The following is a 17,858-nucleotide window of genomic DNA, read 5'->3' on the forward strand; positions in this document are numbered from 1 at the left end:
CGCTGTTAGCTGGTCAATTTAGGTTTGGCCAGTGCCAAGACCAGTCTATCGCCCGAAAACCAGCCGAGCGGTACGTTGTGACGCAGAGTATGCCTGATCTATATCCGACAATGTGCCGTCTTCTGCAGCATTCTCGGTCATGGCAGGCGAATAAGCAGACGACAGCGACCAGTTCCAGTAGCGCAGAGTGGTCTGCGCCTTTGCGACCGCGAGAAGCTCGTAAGTCTCCTTCACATACGCAAATTGCGGGTGCGGCTCACCGGCGGAAAGTTCCTGGGGCCGACGCAGCGCCTTCCACAAGAGTGTGAGATAGGGCCGCTTCAAACCGGTTGCCTTGCACAGGACCGCAAGACCTTCCCCGCCCGGGTCACTCAAGATCTTGGCAATCGTCACAGGCTTCACACCTGCGAGAAAGCCGATCTCTTGCGCCAGCTCCGGATCCAGTCCTTTTTCCGCAGCAATTTCAACGGCATGCTCAAGGCTGTCATACGGACTCTTATCGATAGCCGGCCGGTTACGCTGGCGTCGCTCAATCAGCTGCAGCGTCTTGCGAGCGACAGCATCGGACCAGTTTTCCTGCGCCGCGACGGCGAAAACATCGGAGCAGAGATCGACCAGCTCGGTGCGTTCTGCCGCCTGTCGCTGCAGGATAATGCGCCGTGTCGGACCGTCCGACCACCAGAACATCGCCATCGCCTGGCTCGGTATCAGCTCGAGCCGTTTGATGATCAGAGGCGCAAGACCTTCAATTTTTCGTGAGTGCTGGACAAGAAGGTCCATACCGCTCTCGGAGATGGTTGCGCCTGGGTTTTTCAAAAGGCGCTTCAGGACAGCCCCCTCGTCGCGCTCGCACAGCTTTTCGGAAACTGTCGGGCTGACGCGTTTGCGAGCCGCAATCAGCAGGCGGTGATCTATGGTCGTCTTTTCAACGAACTCACACAGGTCAGCCGAGTCATAAACTTCATTGTCTTCCAGCAGGCAGCGCGCAATCTCGATGTCGCTCTGGGCGAGATACCGCATGAGCCGTCGCGGCGCTTCCTTCGTGGCTTTGAGGCGCTTGGCGCAGAAAATCCGTTCTTCCTTGCTGACGTGAAACAGCATATCGAGAAGAATGTCGCCGCCCATGGAGCGGTCCTGAGGCGCAACGGATGTGGCTGGAAGCGCGACAAAGTCGATCAGCCGCCTGAACAGAAGTCTGCGGGCACGACCCGTTTGCTGTGGATCTGAAAATTCAGCGATCTCGGCCATGTCTCAACCAGGTAGGTTTCCAGATGGTGAAACCTTTCACAGAGAAGTTAACAGCCGGTGAGCATTGATGCGCTAACGGAACGGGTTCTTGCGCCGCCCAGGATGCACGAAAATCAGCAGCATCGAGATCGCCAGCATGCCAATGGACAAGGCGAAGAGTTGGCCGCCATCCGTCTCAGTTTCTCCCGGTGTCAGCGAGAGCGGAACTTCGCGTCCCAGAACGTCCGGCATCAGGTGCACGCCAAGCGCGCCAGCGAGGATGAAGAATGACATCACCGCTCCGAACCGCCGCGTCTGAGGGATGAACAGGAACAGACACGCGATCAGCTCCAGGATTGCAACGACGACACGGCCGGTCGGCTCGAGCCAGGACATGCCGGTATTTATCGCCATGGTCTGAAAAACGATGTTTTCCCCGGGCCGATCAAACAGCTTCACGAAACCTTCCGGCGGGTTTGGCAGAGGATGCACAGTTGCCTGCAGAAACATGAAGATCAGGAACAGGGCCAATACCCAGCTCGCCAGAAGCCGTAATCCACGCATGGCCAGTCGTCCCTCTCGCCGCAACTCTAACCGGACAATAACGCCTGACCGTCAGAACACAATTGCCGGTTAATCATACCGCAGGAGAAGTTTGGCAAAGGTCTTAACCCGCTTTGAGTGTCGATCTACCGCAGCGGGAACAGGCAATTTTGCTTTTCACCCCGCACACGGCCTATACAGTCGCAGCGTTTGGACAGTCAGGTGAGTTCGCGGTTGATGAACGATGATTCAAATCCGGATGGAATAGACGAAGATCGCACCGGACAGGTGAAGTCTCCAGTCAGCGGCATCGACAGCGCCACCGAGGCAGGCGCTTCGCTCGAAATCACCGCACGCGGCCTCTTCGCAAAGCGCACGCATCGTAAGGTCAGATCCGAACTTCCCGCCTACCTGATGATTCAGTGCAGCTGGTTCATGGCGTTCGGCCTGCAACTTGTTCTGTTCCCCTACCTCATCACGAACCGTCTCGGCCTGAACGGGACTGAACTTGGCCTGGCAAATATGGCGCTGTCGGGTCCTTCAGTGATCTTCCTGCTATTGGGCGGCGTTGTTGCAGAACGCGCCTCAGGCAAGTCATTGCTGATGGTGCTCCATCTTGTTGCGGCTGTGCCTGCGGCGGGCCTCGCCATCGTTCTCGCCACTGGCAATCTCGCCTACGGCTACATGATCATTTACGGCCTCGCCATGGGCACGGTCGGCGCATTCATGATGCCGGCGCGCGATTCGATCATCAACGAAGTCGTCCATCGCCGCTCTCGCGTCGGCTCGGATGTGACGCTGCAACAAGGGGTCGCTTTTGCAACGATCGCCCAGTTCGCAGCGCAGATCGCCGGCCTGATCGTAGGCGGTTATGCAGACAAGCTGACACGTATGCCGGACTGGCTGGGCGGCTTTTCAGTTGGGCCTATCCCCAGTTGGGAGTTGCTTGTTTTCCAGGCCATCGTCGTTTCCATCGGCGCCGGCTTTGCGATCTTTCTGGCTCATGGCCGCCGCGTCAAAACAGGTCGCTCGGGCATCGGCGCCGCTTTTGGTGACATCCGCGAAGGCTTCCACGTGGTGCTCAGCGATGGAAAACTCTGGGGCATGACAGCGCTGATGTTTGGCGTGGGCATCTTTGTCATCGGCTCATTCCTCGTCGTCCTGCCAATCATCAATCGCGACATCTATGGCCTCGCCTCCGACGGCATCCGCGACATGTTCGTGACCTTCTGGCTCGGCGCGTTTGTTTCATCCGTTGCCTTGTCGGTCTTCAAGAACATCAAGCGTCAGGGGCGCCTGCTGCTCTCAGCGCAACTGATCGGTTCGCTCGCCATTCTGATCATGCTGGCGCGGCCGCCGCATTGGGTGTTTCTGACAATCGTATTCGTCTGGGGACTGGCGGGCGGCATATCCATCGCGATGAGCCGGTCCATCGTGCAGGACGCTGCCCCGAAGGACCAACTCGCACGCGTCCTCTCAATCTACCAGCTCGGCTTCATGGCCGGAGCGCCGTTTGGCGCAGCCATCATGGGATGGCTGGTCGATTTCTTCCCGGATCAGCCTCAACGCGTGGCGGTGGTGCCAGCGCTTGGGATGACGATCCTGATCATCTGGATGGTGATCCGGACGCCGATCTGGAACATGAAAAACATCGTAGAGCCTAAAAGTGGTCCGACACCACCCTCATGAACTTCATTTAATCTGGTTCTTTCGACGGATTTCCCCGCACCGATCTTTGAAAGGAGTAGAAGACGGCGTTTCTCCCCCCCCCTTAACGCTTGTCTTCCTTACAAAGCCGGGCGGTGTTTCCTTCCTTCACGCACCGTCCGGCGATGAAGCTCACCATCCTTCATCTCGCAAAAAAGCCCATCCGCTAAGAATGGGCTTTTTCGTTTTGAAGTATCTGTCGAAACGACCGATTAGATCAGGTCTTCGAAATCCACTCGAACTCCTCTTCTTCCCACCAGGGGAAGAAGGTTGGCATACCTTCAGATACACTGACCGTGTACTTGGCCGGGCGTTTCTCAAGAAAGCTCATCACACCTTCTTTTGCATCTGGTGAGCGACCGCGCTCATAGATCGCCGCCGAGTCGACGATGTGCGCGTCCATCGGATGGCTCGCGCCCAGCATCCGCCACATCATCTGGCGCGTCAGAGCATTAGAGACCGGGGCCGTGTTCTCTGCGATCTCGCTGGCGAGCTCTTTTGCCCGTTTCATCAGATCCGCCTGCGGCACAACTTCGGACACCAATCCACCCGCCAGCGCTTCGGCGGCCGGGAACACGCGCCCGGTATAGCACCACTCCAGCGCCTGAGAGATCCCGACCAGCCGAGGCAGAAACCAGCTTGAAGCCGCTTCGGGATTGATGCCGCGTCGATTGAACACAAAGCCGAAGCGCGCATTGTCGGACGCGATGCGGATATCCATCGGCAGCTGCATGGTCACGCCAATACCGACGGCTGCACCATTGATTGCGCCAATGACAGGTTTCAGGCTTTCGAAAATGCGGAGCGTAACGCGGCCACCGCCGTCGCGCTGAACGTCAACCTCCTGGGATCGCCCTGCTTCGCCATCCTTGGCACGCGCGTCGTAGTCGAAAGTCTTGGCACCGGAAGAGAGGTCCGCGCCGGCACAAAACGCCCGCTCACCATGTCCGGTCACGATAACAACTTTCACGTCATCATCTGCATCGGTGATGTCGAAAGCTTCGATCAATTCCTGCATCATCTTGCCGGTGAAGGCATTCATCTTCTCAGGCCGGTAAAGCGTCAACGTGGCAACGCCGTCTTCTTTCTCCAGCTTGATTTCCTCGAAATCGCCAAGCTTTGCTACGGACATGATTTGAACTCCCTATTGTCATCAGTTGCGGCAGAACAAGGCGACTTACGCGGGGGCCGTCAAGCGCGATCGTTTGACCTGTGCGATAAAGACGCTGAATTCCGCCGCTCCTAAACGTGCGTCGCGGTTTTGAGACTGCGCCCCTGTGTGGACTTGGACAGCAAAGCTGGCACATTCTGATCAGCTAGAAAAAACCAAATGATCGCATAGAACGATCACCACTGAGGAATATGCCGGAGTTTCCACCACCAACGACGCTTGCCGCGCCAGCCTTTATCCTGTCCGTGATCCTTGAATGGTGGGCGGTCAAATCAAGACGCGCGCGGGGGAAATACGAGACGAAAGACGCCATCACCTCGCTTGCGATGGGCATCGGCAATCTGGTGGTGAACACCGTCACAGCCACGATCGCACTGTGGATGATGATGATCGCCTGGCCGTACCGGTTCATGGAAGTTCCCATCACCTGGTGGAGCGGCGTCCTGCTCTTCGTGTTCTACGATCTCATTTATTATTGGAAGCACCGCCTAGCCCACCGGATGCGCTGGCTGTGGATGGAGCATGTCACCCACCACTCGTCGCGCCATTACAACCTGACCACCGCGCTTCGCCAGCCATGGTTCGGGCCTTTTACGGGCTATATCTGGATCGGCTTGCCAATGGTGCTGCTGGGTTTCCACCCGCTCTTCATCTTCTTCATCGGCGGCCTGAACCTGATTTACCAGTTCTGGATCCACACCGAGACCATCGGCAAGATGCCGCGCTGGTTCGAGGCGGTGATGAATACGCCCTCGCATCACCGGGTCCACCACGCGATCAACCCGCGATACCTCGACACCAATTATGCCGGTGTCTTTATCGTCTGGGACAAGATGTTCGGCAGCTTTGTGCCCGAGCTGGACAGCGACCCGCCCGAGTACGGCATCGTCAAACCACTTGAGAGCTACAATCCGATCACGGTCGCTTTCCACGAAGCTGGCGGACTTGCGCGCGACTGCTGGAAAGATGGGGTTCGTCCCGACAGGTGGGTACGCCGTTTCGTCAATGGGCCGGGCTGGCAACCTGATGGCCAGCATAATCGATCGGCCGAGTTAAAGGCCGCTTACATCGCTGAGCACCCAGACCAGGCCGGCACACCAGGGCTACCCAAAGCCTGATCAGAGATTACGACCGACAAACAGTCGCACCCTCAACCCTTTGCACCGTGAACCGTTTCGCTTTTGTGTGAACGCCTGTCAGGCGAACAACTGAAACGCGGAGCGAACGATAAATGAACTTGGCGATTCCTGTAGTGGCTATTGCAGGCAGCTGCGTGGTCCTCCTCGGGATTGCGCTCGAATGGTGGGCCGTACGAAACGGCCATACCAAGGGACGCTACGACACTAGTGACGCCTGGACCTCAATGATTATGGGGGCGGGCAGCCTTGTGATGAACGCGGTGCTGGCTTTCATTTCAACGGCAGTCCTTGCTCTGGCAGCATCGCTCACCCCATGGGACATCGGTGTGTCCGCATTGAGCATCGCTGGCGCTATCCTGGTGCATGATTTCCTCTATTACTGGAAACACCGGATCGGCCATCGCTCGCGCCTGTTCTGGGCCGAGCATGTGACGCATCATTCCAGTCGCTATTTCAATCTGACGACGGCCGTCCGCCAACCCTGGACGGGCCCCCTCTCAAATGTCCTGATCATCGGTGGGCCGATGGTTGCCCTCGGCTTCCCTGTCAGTCTGGTCTTAACGGCGACAATCACGCATCTCATTTACCAGATCTGGATTCATACTGAGGCAATCGACCGCCTGCCGGCACCGATTGAAGCCATCCTCGTGACACCGTCGCATCACCGCGTTCACCACGCGACAAACCCGCAATACCTCGACTCCAACTATGGAGGAATCCTCATCGTCTGGGACCGCTTGTTCGGGACCTTCGTCCGCGAGTCCGAGAGCGAAGAGACGCATTACGGCCTGGTCAAGCAGCTTCGCAGCTACAACCCTTTGGTTGTCGCCTATCATGGCTTTGGCGCACTGCTGGCAGACATGCGGCGAGACGGCCTCTTACCGGTTCGTTGGGGGCGGCGCGCGTTCAATCCGCCTGGCTGGTCACCCGACGGGCGGCACGAACGCAGCGAGGAAATCAAGGCCGCCTGGCGAGACCGTCAGCACGAAGCCGCTGAAAGAATGCCAGACCACACCGAAGGTGCCGAAACCGAAACATTCCGCGTCGCCGCCGAATAGCGCACGCAATCCTTACGCAACGTCGGGAATGGACGTCGAATGCCCCATTGCTAAAACTGGTCCCGAAGCGAACGTGCCGCACAAGACGGGCACGCCCCAGGGAGACGAGACCTCATGCATCCAAGTCATTACGCCGAGACCAAGCCGGACGCGCCAGCCTACATCATGGCCAATACAGGCGAGACCGTAACGTTCAAACAACTCAATGACCGTTCAAACCAGATCGCCCACCTCTTTCGGGAACTCGGTCTCAGTCCCGGCGATACAATCGCGATCTTTGCCGAGAACAGCCCGCGCTATTTTGAGATCGCGTGGGCCGCGCAGCGCTCTGGACTGTATTACGTGTGCATTTCATCGCGGCTTACCGCGCCAGAAGTCGAATACATCGTGAAAGACTCCGGCTCCCGCATGCTCATCGCATCTGCTGGCCTCGCCGATGTCGCGCAGGCAGTGAATGCCATCACCGAGCTGGAAGCCTACTGGTCGATCGATGGGGAGATTGACGGCTTTGTCTCCCTGGAAGGTCTGAGAGCAGAAAAGCCGACAACGCCAATTTCCGACGAAATGCACGGCGCCGATATGCTTTACTCGTCCGGGACGACTGGTCGCCCGAAAGGCATCCGTCCCCCCTTCGTTCCAGACAGGCCGATTGACGAAACGAACGTCTTGATGGCGATCGCCAAGACCCTTGCACGCGCCGAGGATGGTTCGGTGTATCTGTCGCCCGCGCCGCTTTACCACGCAGCCCCCCTGCGCTGGTGCATGACCTTCACGCGGTTTGGGTCGACACTCATCGTCATGGAGAAGTTCGATCCGGAGAAGTTCCTGGCACTGGTCGAGAAGCACAAGGTCACCCACACCCAGCTCGTGCCGACCATGTTCGTCAAGATGCTGAAATTGCCCAAGGACGTTCGTGAGAAGTATGACGTGTCCTCGCTGAAATGCGCGATACATGCCGCCGCGCCTTGCCCCGTCCCGGTCAAGGAACAGATGATCGAATGGTGGGGCCCGGTCATTGAGGAGTATTATGCCGGGTCTGAAGGCAACGGCATGACCTGGGTCAACTCGACTGACTGGCTGGCACACAAAGGGTCTGTCGGTAAGCCCGTGCACGGCGAACTGCACATCTGCGACGACGAAGGCAATGAACTTCCCGTGGGCGAGGCCGGTACCATCTATTATGGCGCCACGACCCCACCATCCTATCACAATGATCCGGACAAGACGCAGGGCGCCCTTAATCCCAAGCACCCGGAATGGTCGACGCTTGGCGATGTTGGCCGTGTTGACGAAGACGGCTTTCTTTACCTCACCGACCGCAAGGCGTTCATGATCATTTCCGGCGGCGTGAACATCTATCCGCAGGAAGCTGAAAACGTCCTTATCACGCATCCGAAAGTCGCAGACGTCGCCGTCATCGGCGTTCCCAATGATGAGTTTGGCGAAGAGGTGAAGGCCGTCGTGCAGCTTCAGCCTGGCATAGCGACCAGCAAGGAAGTGGAGGAAGAACTGCTGGAATTCTGCCGCTCCAAGCTGGCCAAGATCAAATGCCCGAAGTCGGTGGACTTCGATCCGGAATTGCCGCGACACCCGACCGGAAAGCTCTACAAACGCCTCGTGCGGGACCGTTACTGGGGCAAGCAGGATTCCAGGATCGTTTGATCCAGCCCCCCGGGATCAAGAAAACACTGGCACTTCAAGAGCTGCGCCTCCTATACTGAGAGCAAGGCAGTCCGCAGAAAGCAGACGCTGTTACCTCCCAGAACCGGATCGCGCGGCTATGACTCCAGCGAAAAACAAAGCGCTCATGAAGCGGATATTCGATCGTCTTGCCGCCGGCGATCGGTCGCTGTTCGTCGAGCATCTGCATGACGATGTGACCATGACGGTGACCGGAAGTTACTCCTGGTCACAGACGTTTCGCGGCAAGGAGAAGGTGCTCAGGGATTACTTCGGCTATGTCGGCTCGCTGATGACGCGGCCGGGGAGAACCATCCCGTTCCACTTTCTCGCCGATGAAAACTGGGTCGTCGTGGAAGCGCGCGGCGACATGGAAACGAAGTCCGGCGACCCCTATCGCAATCATTATTGCCTGATGTATCGCTTGCAGAACGGCCAGATCGTCGAGATGAAAACCTATCAGGACTCGGCCATGTGCGAGCGGGTTCTCGGCCCCTTCCCTGCCCGGTCCGAGCCATCCAGATCATCGCCCCTTTCCCTGTCGAGCTTCGCTGACAGTCGAACACTGATAGCCCGTACCGCGAATTCGACGCTCTGGGACATAGGCGACAGGATCGCCTGTCTTGAAATCGAAACGCGCCTCGGCATCTGCACGGAAGCCCTCATCCGGAATATTGGCGCGACGACACGCGCCCTCACAGGCAGCTACAGAGCGCTGATCATTTCCAGCGCGTGCGAGCGCTTCTTCTCACCGGGCGCATCCGCCGAAGCCTTCCTGGCATCGATCGAATCCGGCGATCCTGCACCCGCTCTGGCATTCCTCGACAAGGGCCAATCGGTCCTGCAGGGCTTGAAACGCGCGCCGTTCCCCGTTGTCACCGCTGTGCATGGCGCGGCGCTGTCCGGCGGATTTGAGCTCGCCATGCATTCTGACGCCGTCGTCTACGAAGACCAGGCCCAGTTCGGTATGCGCGAACGCTGGGCCGGAGTGCTTCCAGCTTGGGGTGGCGGCACTCAGATGCTGCTGCGTTTGCAGGCTGATGGCGTGCCGCCAGACGAGGCCTGCGCCGAAATGTTTTCGGCCTACGCAAGGGTGACGCTCGGCGCGCCGCCGCCTCATCCACACAATACACCGGTAACGGGCAAGGACGCACTGATCGACGCCGCCGTGGAAAAGGCAAAGGCGCTGATGGTCGATTACAGCCCACCGCCTGAAGCCGAGCTGACGCTTGCAGGCGACTTCGCTGAAATGGCCCGCATAACATCTGACGTCGCCCGGCTTGAAAGCTTCGCGCCCGCCGAAGTGGCGGCTTGCGAAGCCTATGCGCGCCTCCTTTGTCCAGCCGAACCACGCCTCATCCGGGAAACGGACCTGATGCGCGCCGAACGCGACGCGCTCATCGAGCTTCTCATGGCTTACAAGCCGGCGAAGCGGTTTGAGGCGATCAACGCGACCGGCAAGCGTCCGAAGCGCTAGGCTGATGACCGCCCTGACCAACGGTCGGGCTTGCAAGCACAACAGTTCACGCGCAAAAGTGCGCGCCATCAAGTCACAAACCCATTGGAAGGAAACGAGAGAAAATGGCTGACCCTAAAATCGTCGACTATGCAGACCTGGAATCACTCGCTGGTCAGGAAATTGGTGTGTCCGACTGGCACCTGATCGATCAGGACCGCGTAAACCTATTCGCAGATGCGACCGGCGACCATCAGTGGATCCACGTCGATGTCGAACGTGCCACCAAGGAGATTGGCGGGCCGATCGTCCATGGCTTTCTGACGCTTTCCCTGCTCCCCATGCTTGGACCGGAAGTCATGAAGGTCACGGGGGTATCGCGCGCGATCAATTACGGGTCGGACAAAGTGCGCTTCACGAACATGGTGCCTGTGGGCTCACGCCTGCGCCTGCGCCAGAAATGTCTGGCCGTTGAAGAAAAGGCCGGCGGCAAGCAGACGCGGATGGAAGCGACCGTCGAGATTGAAGGCAAGGACCGCCCAGCGCTCGTCGCCGAAACCCTGACAGTCATGTACGGCTAGAGTTCAACGCGTTCGCACGTAAAAGCCGGCCCGCCCTGGGCCGGCTTTTTTGTCTTGCCTGAAAACTTGTGACGGCGTCTTGCTTTTGCCGGAAACGCGTTGAAATCTGTGCGCTGAGGAGTCCGCACCAGAGGGGATAGAAGATGAAACTCAGTTTAAAGACGACTTGCGCGGTCGCGGCATTGGCTGCGCTCGTGATGGGCGCCCAGGCGCAGGATGCGACTTCTGTTGATTTCGGCACAGATGACAGCCTTTGGTCGCTCGACGGAGAATGCGACGATCCGCGCTTCGAAGGCGCAGGCATGGCAGAAGACCCGCTGGACGAAGTTGACCGTCTTTCCGATGCGACCGATTGCGAAGAAGCATACCGTGCCGGAACCATCACATTGGTCAGCGAGACGGGTCCCGCAACGGCGTCGTCCAAACCGCTCCTTAACGCGATGCCATCCAGGCGCCCATCGGCCTCGACAGGGATCGATTATGGTGACGACGAGTCGCTTTTTGCCCTGGATGGCGAATGCGATGATGCCCGCTTCATTGGTGACGCCCTGGCTGCCCCTCCACTTCTGCCGGCTGACGTGAACCACGATGCCAGCGACTGCAAAGCCGGCGTCGAGGCTGGTACGCTGCGCCTCAGAGGTCCCGGCGACCCGCCGCTGGAAGAGGCGCTCGACGATGGCGAGCTTAGTGAGGAAGACCTCGAGCTTCTTGCTGAACTGGCAGCCCTGCTTGAAGACGAAGAATTCGGCAAGGTCGACCTGGACGCGTTGGGTCCACCTCCAGAAGATGGCGTCATGTTCAACGGCGTGAATTTCGGCGACGATACCAGCGAGTGGTCGAATGACGGGGAATGCGACGACCCCCGTTTTGAAGGCGCAGGACAGACCGACACGGTCTTGCTCGAAGCAGACGCCTATCACGACGCCACCGACTGTCTGGCCGCCTGGAAGGAAGGCGGGCTCTCGCTCAAACAGAAATAGGCGCTTCGGCGACATGAAACTGGGCTGGGCCGCTGCCTTTTTTGAGGCGGGTCCAGCCCTATATCTGTGTAGACACGCTTTTCGAAGGAGCTTCTATGCTACCGCCCAAACCCGCCAATAACTTCAAACGCGTCTCGCGCTCCGACAAGGAATGGCGCGAAATTCTGACCGAGGACCAATACCGCGTTGGCGTGAAGGATGGCACCGAACGGGCATTTTCGCCCGGCAATCACAATGATGAAAAGCGCGACGGCGTTTATCACTGCGTCGGGTGTGGATCGCCGCTCTGGTCATCAGAGCACAAGTTTGATTCCGGCACCGGCTGGCCGAGCTTCTACAAGCCGATCCGCGAGACGGCCGTCGACACCAAACGCGACTTCAAAATGATCATGCCACGCACAGAATGCCATTGCGCCACGTGCGGTCTCCACATGGGGCATGTGTTCAAGGATGGTCCTCCACCGACCGGCGAACGCTGGTGCATCAATGGTGTGGTTCTCGATTTCCGACCCGCCTGACAAATCTTGCTAAAGCTTGTAGACAGCCGGAGCGGACTCTGTACGTTTTCGATATTCGATAAATAGCGGAGCCCCTCCATGCGCCTTTCTCTCTTACTCGCAACCGTTGCCGGAAGCGCCCTCATGGCCGCCTGCACAACAGCGACAGGACAAACCGATTTGACTGAGCAAACGACCGAAACTGCCGAGCCCGCCGCGCCTTCAGCCGAAACGCCAACACCGCCCGTGGCAAAGCGCGAGCCGGTGACCATTGAACAGGTCGGACGCACACGCGTGGATCCGTATCACTGGATGAAAGACGAAAACTGGCAGAAGGTGATGCGCGACCCGAGCGTGCTTCGTCAGGACATTCACGACTATCTTGTCGAGGAAAACGCCTACACCAAGGCCGTGCTGGAAGACCCGACAGAGTCCCTGCGCGAAACCCTGTTTGAAGAGATGCGTGGGCGGATCAAGGAAGATGACAGCTCGGTGCCGAGCAAGGACGGCCCCTACGCCTATTATGTGCGTTATCGTGAAGGCGGTGAGTATCCGATTTACGCCCGCAAAGCAGCGGACCAAGCCTTCGTTGACGATGCACCGGAAACCATCCTGTTTGACGGCGACAAGGAAGCCGAGGGCGAGTCGTACTTCTCCATTCGCGGCCTCGACCAGTCTCCCGATCACAAGCTCCTCGCATCAGCCATCGATACGCAGGGCAGCGAATATTACACGATCAGTGTCCGCAACATTGAAACAGGCGAACCGGTTGGAACGCCGATCGAAGGCACGTATGGCAGCTTCGTCTGGGGCGCCAATTCCGACCTGCTCTACTGGGTGGAGCGCGATGAAAACGGCCGCCCGACGGCTGTCTTCCAGCGTAATTTAGCTACCGGCGCTGATGTCGAAATCTACCGCGAACCCGATCCCGGCTTCTTCGTCGGCGTTGGCAAAACCGAATCGGAAGAGTTCATCACGATCGAGACCGGCGGCCACACGTCCGGTGAGATCTATGTCTTCCCGTCTGACGCCGTGACGCCCGAGCCCAAGCTCATCGCCCCCCGAAAGGAAGACGAAGAGTACTCCATAACGCATTGGAATGATGCGTTTTATATTCTGACGAATGCTGACGGCGCGGTTGACTTCAAGCTGATGAAGGCGCCGATCGACAATCCGGGGCGAGAGAATTGGGAAGAGGTCATTCCGCACCGTCCGGGCACGCTGATTCTTGGACTCGACGCCCATAAGGACCACTTGATCCGTCTCGAGCGAGAAAATGCTCTGCCACGCATCGTCATCCGTGAGCGCTCCACCGGCGATGAGCACACGATTGAGATGGATGAAGAAGCTTACGATCTCGGTCTTGCCGGCTCAGGCGAATTCGACTCGACAATCCTGCGCTACGAATACGCATCCCCTGCCGTGCCTGATCAGACCTATGATTATGACATGGCGACCCGCGAGCGCATATTGCGCAAGACGCGCGAAGTGCCATCGGGCCATAATCCAGACGACTATGTCGTGGAGCGGATCGAAGCGCCCGCATGGGATGGCGAGATGATTCCGGTGACCATTCTTCGCCGTGCGGATACGCCCGTCGATGGCTCGGCACCTCTTCTCCTCTACGGATATGGGTCCTACGGCATCACCAACGCAGCCGACTTCCGTACAAGCCGCCTTAGCCTCGTCGACCGCGGCTTCATCTATGCCATTGCGCATGTACGCGGATCGCAGGCCAAAGGGTATCAGTGGTATCTCGACGGCAAGCTGAAGAAGAAGGAAAACACCTTCAAGGACTATGTCTCCACCGGGCGACACCTGGTCGATAATGGCTATGGCTCAGCCGGACGCGTCGTCGGCTTTGGTGGTTCGGCTGGCGGTCTGCTTATGGGCGCCGCGGCAAACATGGATCCGGAATTGTTCGGCGGCATCATCGCGGCCGTGCCATTCGTCGACGTCATAAACACCATGTCAGACGAATCGCTTCCCCTCACGCCGCCCGAATGGCCGGAATGGGGTAACCCGCTCACCAGCGAGGAAGACTACGACACCATCCTCGCCTACAGCCCATATGATCAGGTGACTGATCAGGACTACCCGGCCATGCTGATCACGGGCGGGCTTTCAGACCCCCGTGTCACCTATTGGGAGCCAAGCAAATGGGCCGCAAAGCTTCGTCACGAAGCCCCAAATGGCGGGCCATACTTCCTGCGCATCAACATGGATGCTGGACATGGCGGCTCGACAGGCCGGTTCGAGGGACTGAAGGAAACCGCAGTCGAGTTTGCGTTCGCTTTGGCCGCTGTGGGTGAAGCCGACGGCCTCGACGTCTCTCGCGACGCGGACGACTAAGCAACGGATATAAAACCGTAGGCGTCTTCGCCTGAATTCAACAGAAAAGGCCGCTCCGACAAGTTCGGGGCGGCCTTTTGATTCGGCGAAAGCCAGTTGAAGGCCAGCAGCTCTGCGATGCGCATCCGCGGACTGCGCGTCGTCCCGCTGTCATCTCGCGAGCGCTCCGCCACAGATCCCGTTCCTCGCCCCCAAAAGAAATGGCCCGACCAAAAGGCCGGGCCACTCTGTTGATCAGATGATCGGTCGCTTAGCGAACGATGATCGTAACTTCCGAACGACGGTTCAGAGGCTCGCGAACACCGTCACGGGTCGCTTTGGCGAGATCGTTCTCACCGCGGCCTTCCGTGGTGATCATGTCAGATGCGATACCACGGCTCGTGAGAGCGGTAGCAACCGAAGCTGCACGACGCTGCGACAGGCGTGCGTTGTAGGCCGATGCACCGGAGGTATCGGTGTGACCAACGATGGTCACAGAACCTGGAGCACAGTCCTGACGGGCACGGATGTTAGCAACCGCCTGGTCGATAACTGCGGAAGCCTGGCTCGTCAGATCGGAGCGATCCCACTCGAAGTAAACCACGAAGGCTTGGTTGAGCGTGGAGCACTCTGCCACTGGAGCTTCCGTCGGCGCTTCCGGTGGTGGTGGAGGCGGCGGAGGAGGCGGTGGTGGCGGTGGTGGTGGAGGCGGTGGTGGTGGCGGTGGAGGTGGCGGCGTAGGAGCCGCAAACTGGTACCGCAGACCAACCGTCACAGTGTGATCGGTGTAGGTTCCGTCATACTGAACAGGCGCACCGTTGAAGTCGCGACCGTCGAGGTCGAGATTTTCGGTGACGAAGTACTTGTAACCCATGTCGAGGGTCAGCTGTTCAGAGATTTCATAACCAAGACCAGCGAGCAGTTGGTAAGCGACAGCAGTCGTGTCGTCGCTGAAGCCGTTCGCATCATAGGTCTGAACGCCGCCGCCGGTGGTAACACCTGCACGGAGCGTCGTGGCTTTCATGTCGACCTTGGCCATACCGATACCAGCACCAACGTATGGCACCAGAGCGCCGCCCTGATCGAAGTCGTAAAGACCGTTGAACATCAGGTCGTAGATTGACGCTTTGCCGCTACCGCCTTGTTGGTAGTAGACAGGAGGCGTATCGACAGCTGGGCCGCCGTTTACGACATTACCAGGATCGAGTTCACCACCACGGAAACCGAAGGTGGATTCAAGACGGAAGCCATTGGCAAAACCATAGCCAAGACCAATGTCGGCGCCCAGCAGGCCGTCGCCTACATCGGAATCACCGCCCATTGAATAAAGGCTGTTGGCCTCTGGATCCTGATCCAGAGTTCCATCAAAAGTGTAGCCAAGATCGGCACGGCCATACCAGCCGTCCTCAGCCACTGCAACATTACCAGCAGACGCAATAGCGGCCGCGGCTGTCGCGCACATCAGAGTTTTTTTCATACTCATCCCCTTTTGTGAGCCGCATGAGCACCATTGCTCACCGACCGCAGAGATAACGGACCATTCCGTGTCCTTACTCGTCTAAAGAAGTTTTGTTCCATAGACGAGGTAACTTTGTACAAAAAACGGAATTCTTCCAGCTTTTTCGTACGAACGCGATGTAAATGCAACATTCTGCACAACCGGCCACGCCGTCGTTCGAATGCGGCCACTTTTCGGCCAAAATCTACCTCGTTTCAGAAGGAATGGTACCGCCTCTCCGGCTTGAACGGAGGACCTCTGGTTCCACAAACCAGCGCTCTAACCAACTGAGCTAAGGCGGCACTGGCGACGCACATACGCTGATGATGCGCCGCGTTCAAGATTTTTTGCGCCGTGCATTACAGTTGCGGGCTGCCTACTCCGCGGCCACGACCTCCTGTGATTCGCCCTGCCCGGTTTCGGGCGCTTCATCGACTGCACGAAATTTCAGCACGCCATCATTGAGATTGGCATGCCGGAGCAGGAAAATATCCTTCACATAGTTCTGGTGGAGCTTCCACGGCAGCTCACGCCCCTGTTTCGGGAATTGGTCCATGACGCGTGTGACGTAGCCAGACGAGAAATCCAGCCAGGGCTCTTCGCCAATTTCGCCTTCAGCGACCGGGCGCACTTCGACAAATCGTTGCCGGTCCATGTATTTGAGAAGTCTCGTCACAAAATCAGCAGTAAGATCCGCCTTCAGCGTCCAGGACGCGTTGGTGTACCCGAAGGTTGAAGCGAGATTCGGAATAGTCTCGAACATGACGCCGCGATATCCGTGAATGTCGGACGCTTTTACAGCTTCGCCATCCACGACGACGTCCACTCCCCCGAGAAAGACGAGTTGAAGCCCCGTCGCCGAAACAATGATATCGGCGTCGAGCGTCTCACCTGATTTCAGTTTGATGCCAGTCTCGGTAAACGTCTCAATATGATCGGTAACAACCGATGAGCTGCCTTCCTTTAAAGACAGGAACAGGTCACTGTCTGGGACGAGACAGAGCCGCTGGTCCCAGGGATTATAGGCAGGCGTGAAATGCGTATCGACATCGAAGTCCGGACCGAGTTCAGCCTTGGCCATGCCAATGATACGGTCCTTCGTCTTTTCAGGTTTTTTGCGCGCGAGATTGTAAAAAAACATCTGAAACAAGACGTTGCGCCACCGCGTGAGCCCATAGGCCAACTTCGACGGCAGGAAGGAGCGCAAACGATTCGCCATGGCATCTTCGGCGGGCCGCGACACTACATAGGTGGGGGAGCGCTGCAACATGGTGACATGCGCCGCGTCCTTCGCCATCTCGGGCACCAGTGTCACCGCCGTCGCACCAGAACCGATGACCACAACCTTCTTGTCCTTGTAGTCGAGATCCTCTGGCCATTTTTGCGGATGAACAATTGTGCCCTTGAATGAGTCTTCTCCAGGGAAGTCCGGCTTGTACCCACCTTCGTAGGAGTAATAGCCCGAGCACATATAGAGAAAGCGGCAGGTCAGGGTGTGAGTCGCGCCCGTTTTCGCGTCTTCTGATTCGACAGTCCATGTCGCGGACGGCGAATCCCAGCTGACTTTGCGGACGAGGTGGTTGTACCGGATGCGCTTGTCGATGCCGTTCTCGACGGCAGTGTCGCGCACGTATTTCAGGATGGACGGGCCATCCGCGATCGCCTTGCGCTCTTCCCACGGTTTGAAGTTGTAGCCGAGCGTATGCATGTCGCTGTCTGAGCGTATGCCGGGATAGCGGAAGATATCCCAGGTTCCGCCTATCGCATCGCGCCCTTCCAGGATTGCATAGGACTTGCCAGGGCATTTCTCCTGCAAGTGATAAGCGGCGCCAATACCGGACAGGCCGGCGCCGACGATCAGGACATCAAAATCGGGGTTGCTCATAATGCTGTACCTACCAGTCTTGTGATCCGCGAACCTCCCTGTTCGCGGATTAGACTTCAGTGTAGCGCATTATCGCATATACCTCCAGAAAAGGTGACGCGTGCG

14 protein-coding genes and 1 tRNA gene are annotated in these 17,858 nt (G+C 58.1%); 9 read left to right on the forward strand and 6 right to left on the reverse strand.

All coding sequences use genetic code 11. The features are described from left to right. Positions 1-45: 45 nt before the first annotated feature. Together WNY37_RS13535 and WNY37_RS13540 are read right to left on the reverse strand one after the other, a co-directional pair. Positions 46-1,248 (reverse strand): DUF2336 domain-containing protein, encoded by a 1,203-nt coding sequence (locus WNY37_RS13535; protein WP_342973922.1) that lies wholly within the window; start codon positions 1,246-1,248, stop codon positions 46-48. A 72-nt stretch (positions 1,249-1,320) separates the two neighbouring features. After that, entirely contained in the window at positions 1,321-1,791 is a 471-nt protein-coding gene (locus tag WNY37_RS13540; protein WP_342973923.1) for a hypothetical protein, read from the reverse strand. Positions 1,792-2,007: 216 nt separating this feature from the next. On the opposite strand from WNY37_RS13540, the gene WNY37_RS13545 reads away from it, so the two are divergent. After that, positions 2,008-3,459 (forward strand): MFS transporter, encoded by a 1,452-nt coding sequence (locus WNY37_RS13545; RefSeq protein ID WP_342973924.1) that lies wholly within the window; start codon positions 2,008-2,010, stop codon positions 3,457-3,459. A gap of 235 nt (positions 3,460-3,694) precedes the next feature. Here the strand turns inward: WNY37_RS13545 and WNY37_RS13550 are convergent, their stop codons facing one another. Next, entirely contained in the window at positions 3,695-4,609 is a 915-nt protein-coding gene (locus WNY37_RS13550; RefSeq protein WP_342973925.1) for a crotonase/enoyl-CoA hydratase family protein, read from the reverse strand. Between the two features lie 230 nt (positions 4,610-4,839). Between WNY37_RS13550 and WNY37_RS13555 the strand changes: the two genes are divergently transcribed. From WNY37_RS13555 to WNY37_RS13590, 8 genes are all read left to right on the forward strand, one after another. Further along, entirely contained in the window at positions 4,840-5,766 is a 927-nt protein-coding gene (locus WNY37_RS13555; protein ID WP_342973926.1) for a sterol desaturase family protein, read from the forward strand. Positions 5,767-5,879: 113 nt separating this feature from the next. Continuing rightward, positions 5,880-6,845, forward strand: coding sequence for a sterol desaturase family protein (locus WNY37_RS13560; RefSeq protein WP_342973927.1), 966 nt, complete (start codon positions 5,880-5,882; stop codon positions 6,843-6,845). 114 nt (positions 6,846-6,959) lie between these two features. Beyond that, the gene (locus tag WNY37_RS13565; RefSeq protein WP_342973928.1) at positions 6,960-8,507 is read left to right on the forward strand and encodes an acyl-CoA synthetase; all 1,548 of its coding nucleotides are present in this window, start codon (positions 6,960-6,962) and stop codon (positions 8,505-8,507) included. 118 nt (positions 8,508-8,625) lie between these two features. Continuing rightward, on the forward strand, positions 8,626-10,002 hold the full coding sequence (locus tag WNY37_RS13570) for an enoyl-CoA hydratase-related protein (RefSeq protein ID WP_342973929.1): 1,377 nt from the start codon (positions 8,626-8,628) through the stop codon (positions 10,000-10,002). A gap of 104 nt (positions 10,003-10,106) precedes the next feature. Next, positions 10,107-10,562: a MaoC family dehydratase gene (locus WNY37_RS13575; protein ID WP_342973930.1), complete on the forward strand. Its 456-nt coding sequence runs from the start codon at positions 10,107-10,109 to the stop codon at positions 10,560-10,562. A gap of 143 nt (positions 10,563-10,705) precedes the next feature. Beyond that, positions 10,706-11,542: a hypothetical protein gene (locus tag WNY37_RS13580; protein WP_342973931.1), complete on the forward strand. Its 837-nt coding sequence runs from the start codon at positions 10,706-10,708 to the stop codon at positions 11,540-11,542. 95 nt (positions 11,543-11,637) lie between these two features. After that, entirely contained in the window at positions 11,638-12,060 is a 423-nt protein-coding gene (gene msrB, locus WNY37_RS13585; protein WP_342973932.1) for a peptide-methionine (R)-S-oxide reductase MsrB, read from the forward strand. A 78-nt stretch (positions 12,061-12,138) separates the two neighbouring features. Further along, complete coding sequence (locus tag WNY37_RS13590; protein WP_342973933.1) at positions 12,139-14,391, forward strand: S9 family peptidase; 2,253 nt, start codon at positions 12,139-12,141, stop codon at positions 14,389-14,391. 250 nt (positions 14,392-14,641) lie between these two features. On the opposite strand, the gene WNY37_RS13595 is transcribed toward WNY37_RS13590, so the two are convergent. From WNY37_RS13595 to WNY37_RS13605, 3 genes are all read right to left on the reverse strand, one after another. Next, positions 14,642-15,847 (reverse strand): OmpA family protein, encoded by a 1,206-nt coding sequence (locus tag WNY37_RS13595; RefSeq protein WP_342973934.1) that lies wholly within the window; start codon positions 15,845-15,847, stop codon positions 14,642-14,644. Positions 15,848-16,093: 246 nt separating this feature from the next. Beyond that, positions 16,094-16,170 (reverse strand) — tRNA-His (locus tag WNY37_RS13600). A 74-nt stretch (positions 16,171-16,244) separates the two neighbouring features. Beyond that, on the reverse strand, positions 16,245-17,753 hold the full coding sequence (locus tag WNY37_RS13605; protein WP_342973935.1) for an NAD(P)/FAD-dependent oxidoreductase: 1,509 nt from the start codon (positions 17,751-17,753) through the stop codon (positions 16,245-16,247). Between the last annotated feature and the right edge of the window lie 105 nt (positions 17,754-17,858).

It is taken from the genome of Henriciella sp. AS95 (genome assembly GCF_038900055.1).
Taxonomy (GTDB): Bacteria; Pseudomonadota; Alphaproteobacteria; order Caulobacterales; family Hyphomonadaceae; genus Henriciella.

What these genes read in the sequence shown, in the direction of transcription:
- WNY37_RS13535 (WP_342973922.1), bottom strand. Translation starts at nt 1,248, where the DNA reads ATGGCCGAGATCGCTGAATTTTCAGATCCACAGCAAACGGGTCGTGCC.
- WNY37_RS13540 (WP_342973923.1), bottom strand. Translation starts at nt 1,791, where the DNA reads ATGCGTGGATTACGGCTTCTGGCGAGCTGGGTATTGGCCCTGTTCCTG.
- WNY37_RS13545 (WP_342973924.1), top strand. Translation starts at nt 2,008, where the DNA reads ATGAACGATGATTCAAATCCGGATGGAATAGACGAAGATCGCACCGGA.
- WNY37_RS13550 (WP_342973925.1), bottom strand. Translation starts at nt 4,609, where the DNA reads ATGTCCGTAGCAAAGCTTGGCGATTTCGAGGAAATCAAGCTGGAGAAA.
- WNY37_RS13555 (WP_342973926.1), top strand. Translation starts at nt 4,840, where the DNA reads ATGCCGGAGTTTCCACCACCAACGACGCTTGCCGCGCCAGCCTTTATC.
- WNY37_RS13560 (WP_342973927.1), top strand. Translation starts at nt 5,880, where the DNA reads ATGAACTTGGCGATTCCTGTAGTGGCTATTGCAGGCAGCTGCGTGGTC.
- WNY37_RS13565 (WP_342973928.1), top strand. Translation starts at nt 6,960, where the DNA reads ATGCATCCAAGTCATTACGCCGAGACCAAGCCGGACGCGCCAGCCTAC.
- WNY37_RS13570 (WP_342973929.1), top strand. Translation starts at nt 8,626, where the DNA reads ATGACTCCAGCGAAAAACAAAGCGCTCATGAAGCGGATATTCGATCGT.
- WNY37_RS13575 (WP_342973930.1), top strand. Translation starts at nt 10,107, where the DNA reads ATGGCTGACCCTAAAATCGTCGACTATGCAGACCTGGAATCACTCGCT.
- WNY37_RS13580 (WP_342973931.1), top strand. Translation starts at nt 10,706, where the DNA reads ATGAAACTCAGTTTAAAGACGACTTGCGCGGTCGCGGCATTGGCTGCG.
- msrB (WP_342973932.1), top strand. Translation starts at nt 11,638, where the DNA reads ATGCTACCGCCCAAACCCGCCAATAACTTCAAACGCGTCTCGCGCTCC.
- WNY37_RS13590 (WP_342973933.1), top strand. Translation starts at nt 12,139, where the DNA reads ATGCGCCTTTCTCTCTTACTCGCAACCGTTGCCGGAAGCGCCCTCATG.
- WNY37_RS13595 (WP_342973934.1), bottom strand. Translation starts at nt 15,847, where the DNA reads ATGAAAAAAACTCTGATGTGCGCGACAGCCGCGGCCGCTATTGCGTCT.
- WNY37_RS13605 (WP_342973935.1), bottom strand. Translation starts at nt 17,753, where the DNA reads ATGAGCAACCCCGATTTTGATGTCCTGATCGTCGGCGCCGGCCTGTCC.